At 43.2% G+C, this 12,806-nt stretch carries 13 protein-coding genes; 3 read left to right on the forward strand and 10 right to left on the reverse strand.

Features of this window, described 5'->3' with window-relative positions; all coding sequences use genetic code 11:
* Positions 1 to 301 precede the first annotated feature (301 nt).
* Entirely contained in the window at positions 302 to 961 is a 660-nt protein-coding gene (locus tag RMX69_RS26990) for an L-threonylcarbamoyladenylate synthase (RefSeq protein WP_289797414.1), read from the reverse strand.
* A gap of 202 nt (positions 962 to 1,163) precedes the next feature.
* Between RMX69_RS26990 and larC the strand changes: the two genes are divergently transcribed.
* Positions 1,164 to 2,450, forward strand: a complete 1,287-nt coding sequence (larC, locus tag RMX69_RS26995) for a nickel pincer cofactor biosynthesis protein LarC (protein WP_322639261.1) — start codon at positions 1,164 to 1,166, stop codon at positions 2,448 to 2,450.
* A gap of 41 nt (positions 2,451 to 2,491) precedes the next feature.
* On the opposite strand, the gene RMX69_RS27000 is transcribed toward larC, so the two are convergent.
* Both RMX69_RS27000 and RMX69_RS27005 read right to left on the reverse strand, forming a co-directional pair.
* On the reverse strand, positions 2,492 to 2,893 hold the full coding sequence (locus RMX69_RS27000) for a hypothetical protein (RefSeq protein ID WP_322639253.1): 402 nt from the start codon (positions 2,891 to 2,893) through the stop codon (positions 2,492 to 2,494).
* On the reverse strand, positions 2,850 to 3,239 hold the full coding sequence (locus RMX69_RS27005; RefSeq protein WP_322639262.1) for a hypothetical protein: 390 nt from the start codon (positions 3,237 to 3,239) through the stop codon (positions 2,850 to 2,852). Before RMX69_RS27005 ends, RMX69_RS27000 begins: the two co-directional genes overlap by 44 nt.
* 167 nt (positions 3,240 to 3,406) lie before the next feature.
* On the opposite strand from RMX69_RS27005, the gene RMX69_RS27010 reads away from it, so the two are divergent.
* On the forward strand, positions 3,407 to 5,092 hold the full coding sequence (locus tag RMX69_RS27010) for a SulP family inorganic anion transporter (protein WP_322639254.1): 1,686 nt from the start codon (positions 3,407 to 3,409) through the stop codon (positions 5,090 to 5,092).
* Between the two features lie 512 nt (positions 5,093 to 5,604).
* Here RMX69_RS27010 and RMX69_RS27015 read toward each other — a convergent pair.
* Positions 5,605 to 6,276, reverse strand: coding sequence for a pentapeptide repeat-containing protein (locus RMX69_RS27015; protein WP_322639255.1), 672 nt, complete (start codon positions 6,274 to 6,276; stop codon positions 5,605 to 5,607).
* 243 nt (positions 6,277 to 6,519) lie between these two features.
* Entirely contained in the window at positions 6,520 to 7,194 is a 675-nt protein-coding gene (locus tag RMX69_RS27020; protein WP_289797415.1) for a cadmium resistance transporter, read from the reverse strand.
* A 587-nt stretch (positions 7,195 to 7,781) separates the two neighbouring features.
* Here RMX69_RS27020 and RMX69_RS27025 point away from each other — a divergent pair.
* Positions 7,782 to 8,222, forward strand: coding sequence for a Crp/Fnr family transcriptional regulator (locus RMX69_RS27025; RefSeq protein WP_069074674.1), 441 nt, complete (start codon positions 7,782 to 7,784; stop codon positions 8,220 to 8,222).
* A gap of 129 nt (positions 8,223 to 8,351) precedes the next feature.
* Here the strand turns inward: RMX69_RS27025 and psb35 are convergent, their stop codons facing one another.
* The 5 genes from psb35 to RMX69_RS27050 form a co-directional block, all read right to left on the reverse strand.
* Positions 8,352 to 8,579 (reverse strand): photosystem II assembly protein Psb35, encoded by a 228-nt coding sequence (psb35, locus tag RMX69_RS27030; protein WP_289797416.1) that lies wholly within the window; start codon positions 8,577 to 8,579, stop codon positions 8,352 to 8,354.
* Positions 8,580 to 8,806: 227 nt separating this feature from the next.
* Positions 8,807 to 9,796 (reverse strand): D-alanine--D-alanine ligase family protein, encoded by a 990-nt coding sequence (locus tag RMX69_RS27035; protein WP_289797417.1) that lies wholly within the window; start codon positions 9,794 to 9,796, stop codon positions 8,807 to 8,809.
* A gap of 3 nt (positions 9,797 to 9,799) precedes the next feature.
* On the reverse strand, positions 9,800 to 10,954 hold the full coding sequence (locus RMX69_RS27040) for a KamA family radical SAM protein (protein WP_322639256.1): 1,155 nt from the start codon (positions 10,952 to 10,954) through the stop codon (positions 9,800 to 9,802).
* 559 nt (positions 10,955 to 11,513) lie between these two features.
* On the reverse strand, positions 11,514 to 12,137 hold the full coding sequence (locus RMX69_RS27045; RefSeq protein WP_322639257.1) for a Uma2 family endonuclease: 624 nt from the start codon (positions 12,135 to 12,137) through the stop codon (positions 11,514 to 11,516).
* 255 nt (positions 12,138 to 12,392) lie between these two features.
* Positions 12,393 to 12,806: hypothetical protein (locus tag RMX69_RS27050; protein WP_322639258.1), on the reverse strand; the 414-nt coding region annotated here is incomplete at its 5' end.

The raw sequence follows: 12,806 nt of genomic DNA on the forward strand, positions 1-12,806 counted from the left end.
TATAATGCTCACATTTAAAGCTCATATATCAAAACTATAGGAAATACGAAAGAGTTACAGTTATGGCAATGTGTCGGTTTTCTTCACAAGCCACCATCTCAACGCTGGCACAAGAGTACCCGCCATTTTCTTAAAGTTGTCAAATACCTTACTGTGCCAAGTTTTGCCACCATCCTCTTATATCCACTGTTTCACCGAACAGCCCATCCTAGACATCGCTTTTAAATATGACAATTTTAAAACTGGAGTTATTTTTATCACAATTTCCGAAACGGAGAGGTGCGCCTGTGAAGTGGAATTTTTATACCCATGCTGCTGCTGCTTCCCAACCTAAACCCCTCCGTATAATTGCTGCTTCGTCTCCAGTCATATCCAAGATGGTAGATACTTCATAAGTAGGTTCCTCGCCAGTGTCTACAATTATGTCTACCAACTTGTCCAAACGATCGAATAGCTCTACCCGCGACTGAACAATTTCTGGATCTATCCGAATCATGCCATTATCTGCTTCATCTGCTGGCAGATGTGCTGAAGTTGAAATAATCGGATTGCCCAATGCTGCCAGCAGCTCCAAACATACAGTATGGTTTGGTACTCTAATTCCAGTAGTTTTTCGCTTGGGGCTTTGCACCAATCGCGGTACTAACTTCGTAGCTGGGAGCAAAAACGTGTATGGCCCTGGAATCAGGCGTTTCATAATCCGATAGGCTGTGTCACTTACGAAGGCATAAGTTGCCACATTTGAAAGCGAGGGACATAAAAATGTCAATGGTTTATCGTTTGCTAGCTGTTTAATTTGCCGCACTCGTTCTACCGCCGACTTGGCATTCAAATCACAACCGATGGCATAGACTGTATCAGTAGGGTAAAGCATGACTGCGCCACTAGAGAGCGCCGACTTTATTTCCTCTATTCGGCGAGTTTGAGGATTATCCGGATGAACTGGGAAAATTTTTGCCATAGGACGGGGATTGGAGATTGGGGAGGGAAAGGGGGAGCAGGGGGCAGGGGGCAGGGGAGCAGGGGAAAAGGTTAAAGGTTAAAGGGAAAAGGAATAAATTTAATCTTTCCCCTTTTCCCCTTACCCTTTTCCCTTTCTCCATGCCCAATGCCCAATGACTAATGACCAATGACTAATGACCAATGACTAATAACTAATGACTATGAATAAAATCGCTTATCTTCAATGTCCGACAGGAATTTCTGGTGATATGTGCCTGGGTGCTTTAGTAAGTTTGGGTGTTCCTGTGGAGTATTTAATTGAAAAACTTAATGGGTTGGGTATTGAACAGGAATATCAGTTAAGGGCAGAACTTGTCCAACGGAATGGTCAACAGGCAACTAAAGTCTATGTAGATTTAGTAGATGATCACCATCACCACCATCACCACGATGGCGAACACAGTCACCATCACACACGCCATTTGCCCGAAATAGAGCAGATGATTCTCAAAGCTCAGTTGCCATCACGGGCAGAAGCTTGGAGTTTGGCGATATTCCGACAGCTAGCGGTGGCAGAAGGGGCGGTGCATGGCATTTCACCTGAAAAAGTTCATTTTCATGAGGTAGGTGCTATAGATGCGATCGTAGATATTGTGGGTACTTGCCTGGGGTTGGATTGGTTGGGGATTGAGAGCAATCAGCAAGGATTGCCCCTACTTTACTGCTCGGCGTTTCCGACTGGTGGCGGCACTGTTCGGGCTGCACATGGTCAGATGGCAGTACCAGTCCCAGCGGTATTAAAGCTATGGGAAATGCGGGGTTGTCCAGTTTATAGCAATGGCATTGACAGAGAATTAGTAACACCAACAGGAGCCGCGATCGCCACTACTTTGGCAAGAGATTTTGGTTCACCACCTGCGATCGCTATCAAGCAGATAGGGCTGGGAGCAGGAACCATCAATTTACCCATTCCCAATATTTTACGCCTCTGGTTGGGTGAAAGTGCAAGTTTACAGTCAAATTTCAGTGATTCTGAAGCTACTAGCTCAAATTTGGAAACCATCTCGGTACTAGAAACCCAAATTGATGATTTGAATCCACAAGCGATTGGCTATACGTTTGAGGCGTTGTTTGCGGCTGGGGCGCTGGATGTTTTTACCCAAGCGATCGGTATGAAAAAGTCCCGTTCGGGGATTTTGCTGACTGTGATTTGTCATCCAGAAAATTTACTCAATTGTGAAGCCGTTATCTTCCGCGAAACTACAACTTTAGGCATTCGGCGCACAACTCAGCAACGCGCCATTTTACAACGAGAAATTCAACAAGTGGAAACCGAATATGGCAAAGTGCATGTCAAAATAGCATGGAAAGGGCGATCATCAGAAAAAGTTATTGCAAATGTGCAGCCAGAATATGAAGATTGTGCAGACTTAGCCCGAAAACATAATATTCCTTGGCGTGAAATTCAGCGGTTGGCGCTACAACGTTGGTATTTAGTCAATGCCTGATCCCAATTCCTCGTTCCCAGTCCTCGTTCCCAGTCTCCGACCTACCGTGTATACACAAGTCCACCCAGAGCGAGTTTCCAGCCAAGAAAGATAGATTCAAATTGTCTTAAACCATGAACAAGAGTAGGCATTCCAGGAGGTCTACCAGAAGTATAACCAGACCATCCACCAAGTCGAGCAATGATCCAATTAGCCCAGGGCAAACAACCGCGTGGATAAGGATTTTGCAGTTTTTTAGTATCGCCTTCAACAGAAGATTGAATCCCAGATAAGCATTGCTGCTGTTCAAGACAAAAGGTAAGCTGGGCAGAAAGTTGAGTATTATCGCGTCCTTCAACCATTTGTAAGGTTCGCACGGCTACGGACAAAGCAAGAATTGTTAGGCGTTGGATTGCAATACTAGACTCTAACTGAGTGATTATTTTTGTTGGGTATGGTGGCAAATTCCTCAAATAGATCCGATTCGCGGTCGCCAATATGAGTTACCATTTTTGCTCCACCCACTTCAAAGCATCGCTTACTACTTTCTGCCGATGCTAACCATTTGTAAGATTCTTTCTCCTCAATTGGTAAATTTTGATAGTCTCGCTGATGTTTATCTGCATGGTTTATAGCTCGGCTCCACAGTTTTACTGTGCTTAACCCCAGTGGAAATCCACTCTCACCATTGCTTACTTCCCCATGTTCGAGCTTATCTGCCAAAACACGCAGAGCTTTAAACCTACCAGCCGTCGTCCTGCTAAAGAACTTTGTAGCGATCGCACACCATACAATACACAATATATCCATTATGTCAAGTAAGCCTGCGTTTTGATTAATCAGCAAATAGGCGAACTTTAACCAAAACCCATATGCAATCAGGGAATTCTCGGCAACCCTGATGAAATTTACCGAAAAGATGGAATAACATTTGTGTGTGCTTCAACAAATTGTGTATAAGAATTGAAAATGACGATATGGCAATATCTAATATCCTCAAAGAACCACAGCTTTTACGTTTGAATCGCTTGTTTAGTGGACTTCGTGGCGATTTCACGGGAGGACTAACAGCAGCAGTAGTAGCATTGCCTTTAGCTTTAGCCTTTGCGGTGGCCAGTGGTGTAGAACCAAAGGCGGGACTTTACACCGCGATTGTGGCGGGAATTGTCGCAGCAGTTTTTGGTGGTTCGTCAGTACAGATTACAGGGCCAACAGGTGCAATGGCTGTGATTTTGGTGGGAATTGTCGCCAAGTACGGCCTTGAGAAAGTTTGGATTGCTGGGGTGATGGCTGGGATTATCCAGATTGCCTTGGGGGTTGCCAAACTTGGACAGTTAGTAAAGTTTATTCCCTATCCGGTGACGGCAGGTTTTACTAATGGTATTGCCGTCATTATTTTTTGTGGTCAGTTAAATAATTTCTTTGGTTTAAAATTACCACGTAGCGAACATTTTTTGCCGGGACTGTGGCAAAGTCTAACTCATGTAGAAGCTCTAAATTGGGCGGCGGTTGCTTTAGCTGTAGTGGTGATTGCAACCAATGTTTTGTGGCCCAGAATTAATACGACAATACCAGGTTCTTTAGTAGGGCTGGTGTTAGCAACTGCGATCGCTTCTTCTTTCCATCTAAATGTACCAACAATTGGCACGATTCCCCAATCTTTACCGATGCCTCAAGGTATTCCCCATTGGAATAATTTTGGCTTGATTCGAGAACTAATTAATCCGGCTTTGGCTTTAGCTGCACTGGGGAGTATTGAATCGTTGCTATCGGCGGTAGTGGCTGATGGCATGACGGTTAGCGAGAAACATAATAGCGATCGCGAATTAATTGGTCAAGGTTTGGCTAATATGATTGTGCCATTTTTTGGTGGCATTCCTGCCACAGGTGCGATCGCTCGGACTGCTGTAAATGTCCGTTCTGGTGGCAAAACCCGACTATCTGGAGTAATTCACGGTCTTGCCTTAGCCATCATCGTTTTAACTTTAGCACCCCTAGCAGCACAGATTCCTTTAGCTGCACTTGCTGGCATTCTGATGGTGGTGAGCCTGCGAATGATTGAATGGGAAGCCATTGGTTTATTGATGCGTGCTACCTACTCCGACTTTGCGGTGATGATTCTCACCTGGCTAGTGACAATCTTGTTTGACTTAGTTCTCGCTGTCGAAGTGGGATTGATTGCAGCTGGAGCCTTGTTCATTAAACGGATGAGCGATTTAAGTTTAGTTAAAATACCTGAAACCGAAGTATTTCCCCCTGGTACTCCTTTGGAATTAGGTAAGGAAATTGCCGTTTATCGGGTAGATGGCCCCGTGTTTTTTGGTGCTGCTGAACGATTTGCTACTTTCCTCCGCGATGAACCGGAAGTGAAATATTTAATTTTGCGGTTGCGATTTGTACCCAATATGGACACAACTGGATTAGTAGCCTTAGAAGATATTTATCATGACTTGGAACGGCACAATTGCCGATTAATTCTCACAGGTTTACAACCCGAAGTCCAACAACTACTAGAACGTACAGGATTGTTAAATACAATTGGGTTATCAAATTGTTTTGAAACAACCACAGAGGCGATTTGCTCTATCTCTCCTCAGATTGCATGTTCTCAACCTGTAGCAGCTGATTTGAAAACAAAAGAATTGCTGGAATTGATTGACTGAAAATATTTTGCCATTAAGAGAATGTTTGAAAAGTCGCAAAATATCCTAGAAAGCCCTCTCGAAACCTCTTTCCTTCTGAGAAGAGGCTTTGATGTTAAGCTAAAACACATGAACCTATCCCACTATTGTAAAAATCCCTAGTTCTTTTCGTAAAATGTGCTTGAAAACCTTGATTTTTCGTTTTCAGTTCTCAATAAGCTTAAGCTTTGTAGCACAGATATTATTAGTGGGATAGGTTCATCTAATTTGCAGATGAAAATTTTCTCAATATCCTGTGGGGTGGGCATCTTGCCCGCCCTGATTATGCAACTTAAATGCTGATTAGCTTACCAAAAAAACTTTTTAAACATCCTCTCTATTTCTCCTCTCTCTGCGTTCTCTACGTCTCTGTACTAACCGGCGGCAAGCCCCTTTGTATCTACGTTTATTACGAATTAATTAAAGCCTGTATTCATTGCTGAATCAGGCTTTTGATATTTTTTATTCAACTCGCAGGGAGAACTTCAGTTTAATTACTGAATAGCGAATCCTTCCGGTCTAATTGCATCGTCCAAATCAACGCCCATCAGGTTAGCTCCCTGGATGTTTGCATTTGTCAGATTTGTATTTTCCAAGTCTGCGTTTTGTAGGTTAGCGGATTGCAGATTTGCTCCCAAGAGGTTGGCTTTCTCTAAGTCTGCATCAAAAAGGTTTGCTCCCACCAGGTTTGCTCCCCAAAGGTTTACCTTGCCTAAATCTGCTCCTTGAAAGTTAGCCCCTTGTAAGTTTGTTTGCTGCAAGTTAGCCCTTTCTAAGTCTGCATTTTGTAAGTTAGCACCTTCCAAGTTTGCTGCTTGCAGGTTTGCATCCTTTAACATTGCTCCAGCAAGGTTACAGCCGACACATTCATTGGTTTGTAATAAATGTCTAACGTTGTCTGCTACAGACACTATTGGCGATACAACCGGAGATATTACTGGTGCTGTCACAGGCTCCATTGGCGATACAACTGGAGATATTGCTGGTGCGGTTATAGACTCCATTGGCGATACAACTGGAGCTAGTTCAGATTCCGTCGGTACGGATGGAGCTAGTGTTTGTGCTTTAGCGCTGGGCTGGATAAGCAGAGTAAATCCCGCTACAACTACCAGAAACACTGCTTTTACGAGCCACTGAGTTAATTTTTTAGAGTTTGATTGATTCATTAGTTCCTTCATAATCTGATTCCTATTGGTGGGCTTGCTTTTATAAGAGCCATCGATAATGTGCTTTATTTTCACTTTAGATAACTTGATTGATAAGAGCAAATATTATTGTTATTCATATTGATAACTTTAAGTGATTAAAAAATCTTTACTTGGATGGGAACCGATCGCTGATTTGTTTGCTTACATTCAGGAATTGCGATCGCGTGGAGCATCCACTGGAGGGGGGCGATCGCCTCATACTTAGTTCCCAAGCATTGCCAGACTAGGTAAAAGTCGATATGTTTCACTTTTAATTAAGATAGAGAGTCCCAAGTAAATTAAGACAAAGGGGAAGATTTTGCGACCGTAGCGAGTTAAAACGGGAGTCATCAGAGGATTACGAGTCAGGTTGTAAGAGAGTAAGCACCACATCCCAACAGTGCAATAGCAAACACACAGAATTACACCCAAACTTGGAAGATTACTAGTGGCAAACAACGGTACATAAATTCCAATGTTGTTTCCTCCATTGGCAATGGTGACAGCAGAAACACGGTAAGTTTGAGGATCGCGGATGGTTGCAAATAGTGATTTCTTCTGGCGTCCAGATTTTACAGGAGAGTTTAAGTCAACTGACACAGCTTGCACTGTCTCTCCTTCCTCTTCTCGACTGATGAGATTACTGATACCAATAGTGATGGGAAGTAAACCTAGTAAACCAATCCAACTGCTGGGAATGAGCAGACCGCCGAAGAAACCAGGGAGACTGGCGCATACTAAGGTAGTAAATCCCAGAAATTCACCGATAACAATATGCTTAGGACGAAAGTTCCGATTGACCTTCCCGAAGAAAGCCGTCAAATATAAGTTGTCGTCAAAGGTAGTTGCAAAAGCGACAGAGATTCCAATCAATAATGTACTAATTAGCCAAGCCATAATTGTTGCTCACAGTAATTCAATGCTGTTTGTCTTAGTCCTCTCTGCTTCTCGATGTGAGGGCAGGTTAGGCGATTTTGTGACTGTTTTTCTAACGACAACCGATCGATATTCGTTATTTATCAGCCAATTACCCAATTCTTAGAGGCATCGCCTCCAATCAAATTGGTGATTTTTTTCTCAGCAAGGTACCTTGGGAGCTCATGAAGTCAATATTATGGCTTTCAGCCAAATAAGAGCAAATACTCTTGTTTTTTAAAATGATAAATAGAAGTGATTGACAAAATTACTAGATGTTTTGGGCTTTGTACCCATTGACACTCATAAGGGGAAAAGGGAAAGAAAAAACCTTTAACCTTTTCCCTAAACCAAATTCTGAGTTCAAAATGCACAAAACGAGTAGTATTGAATACTGAGCTATTGTTTGAGAAACTTCTATGCGCTCGCTCTGATTGAAGAGAACCCTTGTCAGATGGTAAAGGCTCGGATATCCTTGACGGCTAGCATTCAACATCGGTAATATGACTAATCGCCCTCTGACTTCAGTTTTGAGATGTTCAGTAATGTTGGATTTTTAACTTGTAATTATGCTAACCAGTGTTGACCGTTTATTATTTGTCCGGCGAGTCCCGATTTTTAAGGAATTGCGGGATGATTTTATTGTGCGGCTCACTTCAGTGATGAACGAATTGTCATTCCCAGCTAATTACACCATCTTTCGACAGGGAGAAGAAGGGCGATCGCTCTATATTGTCGTCTCCGGTCGAGTTAAAGTTCACATTGGGAATAAACAGTTGGCAGAGGTGGAACAGGGAAAATATTTTGGTGAGATGGCAGTATTTGATACTCAACCTCGATCTGCCACTGCCACGACTCTCGAACCTTGTGAATTTTTAGAACTGACGCAAGAGCAACTATATGATGCGATCGAAGAAACTCCCGAAATTGCGGTGAATATCATTCGTGAGTTATCCCGTCTGATTCGCAGATTGAACGACGATATGAATGTAACTTCTTTGCGGAGTTAATAGACAATTGTAGAGACATAGCAGTGCTACGTCTCTACAAGGGTTCTGGATAATGTAAAATGTGGTTCAAAATAAAAAATGAAAACTGCTGTAAGTTTGATTATTAAACTCAGCACTCATCACTGCTTATTACTTAGGTTCACCCAGACCTGGAGTTTCTTCTTTATCAACTTTAGGCACAAAATCAGGACGTTCTTTGCTTTCCCAACCTGCGGGGCGTTTCGAGTTGTACCAAGCTATTGACCCAATGGTGACAGCAGCAATAAAACCAACGACATACACCAAGGTAAAAGCAACAGGAAAATGAGGGCCAGCATCTATAGCTGGTGCTGCTGTTTGCATAAATAATAAATTCATGAGTATATTCTCCACAGTTAGGTAACAGTATTTAACACACTATAAGATGAGCGTATCACCTAACATCCCTCTGTAGTTTAGTTTGAGCAACTTCATATTGCATAAAAAAGGGCAGAGGGGAGGGCTGGGGAAAGGGAAAAGGGTAAGGGATTTAAAACTTGTCTGCGACACGCTACGCGAACGAACGTCACGAGCGTCTTGATTCTGACTCCTGAATTCTTCTTCAATCAGCATTTATATCTTTGCCATGCAGACTCGACTATTTCAGCAATGATTTCAGTGTATGTCACACCACCCAAACGTCCTATCATTGGCAAGTCTGAGCGGATATGATCTAGCCCTGGCAATGGGTTAAGCTCCATAAACTGTAATACACCACTAGCATCGCAGCGCAGATCCACGCGAGCAGCATCACGGCAACCAAGAGTATGGTAAGCATCCAGCGCCAATTGCTTTGCCTGTGCTGCCAGTGGTTCAGGATCTATAAGTAAACGATAAGATACCCGTTCTAGATACTCATCTTTGTTGAGGGTAGTATAGGCGAAGGCTTCTACTTTTCCTGTAAAAATTACTTCCATCACACCTACTACCCGTGAGTTACTACCGTTGCCAACAATGCCTACTGTTACTTCTCTACCAGGAAGAAAGGTTTCTACGAGTATTGGTTGCTGAAAAAGTTCGTGTAACGCTTGATAAGTATTTACTAGTTCCTCGCGTTCTTTGACAAGAGAACGACCAGTTACCCCTTTAGAACTGCCTTCCGCCATAGGTTTGAGGAAAAGTGGCATTGGCAGCGACACAGCTGCTGCTTCTGCGGTAGTATTTACGACCTCAAAGGGAGCTGTCGGCAAACCGCGATCGCGAACTACTCTTTTAGCTAGTGCTTTGTCTAACGTCAGGGCACAGGTAAGCGGATCGGAAAAGGTGTAAGGTTGAGCGAATAATTCGCAGATTGCCGGGACTTGAGCTTCACGAGAACGACCCTTTAAACCCTCAGCAATATTGAAAATCAAATCCCAGCGATCGCCTTTTGCCAAACGCAGAGCAAGTTCTCTACCATTGCCAACACGTTCAACCTGATGACCTAACTGCAATAGTGCAGTTTCCAGCCCGATGATAGTTTCTTCATCGTCAAACTCCATCACCTCAGAGGCACTGAAACCAGCCTGAAGATAGTCCGCCTTCAGGTCATAACATAGTCCAATGAATAACCCCATAGTCTACTCCACTGGATCTGTATAGGTGTACGTCTTACCCGCCCAATTTTGCACTGTAGCTGTCCCATTCTCATAAGCAACTAGAGTTTCGGCTTGAATTGGGACTTTGCCACCACCACCAGGGGCATCAATTACATAGGTTGGTACAGCGTAGCCAGTAGTATGACCACGCAATTTAGAAATTAAATCAAGCCCAGTTTGCACACTTGTTCGCAGATGTCCAGTACCAACAACAGGGTCGCATTGATAAAGATAATAAGGTCGCACACGCAGTTTGAGAAGACCGTGAAACAGATTCTTCAGGGCTTTTTCAGAATCATTCACACCTTTTAACAGCACAGTTTGGCTGCCTAAAGGAATCCCGCCATCAGCGAGGCGATCGCAAGCTTGTGCGACTTCTGGGGTAAGTTCCCGCACATGACAAAAGTGCAAAGATAGCCACACACGATGTTTACGAAGCAAGGCAACCAGTTCTGGTGTAATTCGCTGCGGTAAGAAACTCGGCACACGAGAACCAATGCGGATAAATTCAATATGCTTAATGGCACGCAGCCGCCTAAGCAAATTGTCTAAAGGTTCATCAGCCATCAATAGAGGATCGCCACCGGAAATTAGCACGTCACGGATCTCGGTGTGTTCCTCTAAGTAAGCAGCGATCGCATCTAACCGTCGCGTTACTGGGTACATCTCACCTTGGCTCACCAAACGAGAGCGGGTGCAGTAACGGCAATAAGCGGCGCAACTGTCTAAGGCAAGCAGCAACACGCGATCGGGGTAGCGGTGTACGAGTCCTGGTACTGGAGTGTCATTATCCTCACCGCATGGATCTACCATGTCTGCTGAACTAACTATTAGTTCTTCTTGCCGTGGTATCACTTGTAACCGTAATGGACAAAGCGGATCTTCTGGATCAAGTAGCGATGCAAAGTATGGAGTTACGGCTACAGCAAACTTCTCTGGTGCAATTAAAAGTCCCTGTTCTTCGGTAGCACTAAGCCTTAATAACTTCTGAAAGTGTTCCAGCTTAGTCAACCGATGCCGCATTTGCCAGCGCCAATCGTTCCAGCGTTCCTGGTTGTAAGTCTCTCCCAAAATCTGACAAATTTCTTCACACCGAATATCAGTTACTAGAGGATCTAGAATAGTGTTTTTGATCATGATTTAGAACTAAATTAAACTAAGAATAATAAACTAATCACAGCCTAGTAGAGTGCGACGCAAATCCAGCTACCATCTCAATTAAGCATACAAGTAAGTAGAAGCAATTCATAAATTGCCCTACTCAAACCCCTTGTTAAGGGTAAGCAAATTTCCGTTACAGTGTATTAGTATGTTTACTTAGATTTTTAGGTAAAATAAAAAAATCTACTTCAAGGTTCACGAGAAGTATTTTCCTATACAGGAAATACTTGTGCTGTGATAATAGCGATCGCTCTTTCATTGTCTTTGTTAGCTTGAGGCCATCGGCTTTCCGTGTTGTTGTGTCGTATTAATACATACACCAATGTCGCATATTTAATTATGTAAGGATTTTTTGGGGTGCGATCGCACGCTGCATCTGCTCAAAATATTGTGTGAATTTGAGTGATGTCAGAAAATCCTTTAGAAATTCCAATAATAGAAAATGTGGAGCCGCCAGAAGTTCAACTGACAGCTCCGACATTAGGCTAAAACAGAAAGCAGTTGGTTAGTGGTAGCTAAAAATCGTCGTTGCTAATCAGCGACTCATTGCAAAAATCTTTTCAGCCGTTAAGGCAATGTTCGGAAACAATTTAAAATCAATTCGATCCTGTCCTCGAAACACCTTTGGGGGTAAATACTCTCCATCTTCAAGTTGGTAGATTGTAATCGTTGGCTGCTTGGGAGAGCCAATGAACCGAATGCCACCAAAAGCAGCATAGTCCACAATGATGTACTCAAAAACGCCCAAGTCCTCATATTCAGCAAGTTTTGTCAGATAGTCGTCCTTCCAGTTGTTGCTAACGACCTCAATGATTCCCGGTGGTGGAATATATGCAGCAGCAGAACTAGAGCTAGTTTTCATCCTCTGCCATTCAACTCTTGCAAATATGACAATATCTGCTTTCCGGCTTTTTTCCTTTTCTCCTGATGCTGTTTTGAGCCGAACCTGCTTGGACTGGCGCGACACGTAAGGCAGGTCATTTTCTTGGCAGTGATTTTCTAAGTAGGCACACAGTCGCTGGATCAAATCCTCATGATTTGCATTTGGTTCTGATAATGGCACGGGAATCCCATCCAATAGCTCAAACTCTCTGCCTGAACCATCGTCCCAGGCAAGAAACTCTTCAAAAGTCAGTGGTTGTGTGACGGTTGCGTACATCGCCCTCGCTCCCTTGCTGACAGGTACTTCACTCAATGCTACCAAGATGTACAGCTTTATCTATGAGTCTTGGCTGATTTTCCTGCCGTGGTTCTGAAACAACAGCTTGAGGTTGGATAATAGAAGGCGATCGCAATTGGTGAGTGTAGTGCGATCACTCGAATGTAACAAGTGCGATCGCATTTAGGTTTCCAATCACTCAACTCGCATTTTTTGGGATTAGGTGACTATTTTAACGCTAATACGATTAGAACTCTACCATTTGTAGGGAGTATATTGATAGTCAGTTTGTTTAATAATATTTTCTTTGCGCTTATAAATCCAGGACTTAATCATGGTTTCCCTTTGAGCATTACATTCGTATTTATCACTTAAGAAATCTGCCTGATATGCGCTTTTACTGCCGTTGTTATCGACAATTACATCTTCAATCTCATCCAGGTGAGAGTAAATTGTTAGGCTTTTGTGACAATAGATTGCAACATCATATGTACTCCCTTGAAATTCAATAGGTTGAGATTTTAGATCAGTCCAACAGCTAAACTTCCTGCCATCGCTCGTTTCCAAAATTGTTTTTGTAGTTATTTTTTGGGAATCCATTCTATCTTGATTCCCTGACGGGGTGACAAAGAGGCTAGAGCGCTGATTGAATAAGGGCCATAGCACGTA

Origin of the sequence: Nostoc sp. EspVER01 (assembly GCF_034530635.1) — a bacterium.
In the GTDB taxonomy this organism is placed as follows: Bacteria; Cyanobacteriota; Cyanobacteriia; order Cyanobacteriales; family Nostocaceae; genus Nostoc.

Excerpts from the sequence above, each read along its gene's own strand:
- RMX69_RS26990 (WP_289797414.1), bottom strand. The coding sequence starts at position 961 with ATGGCAAAAATTTTCCCAGTTCATCCGGATAATCCTCAAACTCGCCGA.
- larC (WP_322639261.1), top strand. The coding sequence starts at position 1,164 with ATGAATAAAATCGCTTATCTTCAATGTCCGACAGGAATTTCTGGTGAT.
- RMX69_RS27005 (WP_322639262.1), bottom strand. The coding sequence starts at position 3,239 with ATGGATATATTGTGTATTGTATGGTGTGCGATCGCTACAAAGTTCTTT.
- RMX69_RS27010 (WP_322639254.1), top strand. The coding sequence starts at position 3,407 with ATGGCAATATCTAATATCCTCAAAGAACCACAGCTTTTACGTTTGAAT.
- RMX69_RS27015 (WP_322639255.1), bottom strand. The coding sequence starts at position 6,276 with ATGAATCAATCAAACTCTAAAAAATTAACTCAGTGGCTCGTAAAAGCA.
- RMX69_RS27020 (WP_289797415.1), bottom strand. The coding sequence starts at position 7,194 with ATGGCTTGGCTAATTAGTACATTATTGATTGGAATCTCTGTCGCTTTT.
- RMX69_RS27025 (WP_069074674.1), top strand. The coding sequence starts at position 7,782 with ATGCTAACCAGTGTTGACCGTTTATTATTTGTCCGGCGAGTCCCGATT.
- psb35 (WP_289797416.1), bottom strand. The coding sequence starts at position 8,579 with ATGAATTTATTATTTATGCAAACAGCAGCACCAGCTATAGATGCTGGC.
- RMX69_RS27035 (WP_289797417.1), bottom strand. The coding sequence starts at position 9,796 with ATGGGGTTATTCATTGGACTATGTTATGACCTGAAGGCGGACTATCTT.
- RMX69_RS27040 (WP_322639256.1), bottom strand. The coding sequence starts at position 10,954 with ATGATCAAAAACACTATTCTAGATCCTCTAGTAACTGATATTCGGTGT.
- RMX69_RS27045 (WP_322639257.1), bottom strand. The coding sequence starts at position 12,137 with ATGTACGCAACCGTCACACAACCACTGACTTTTGAAGAGTTTCTTGCC.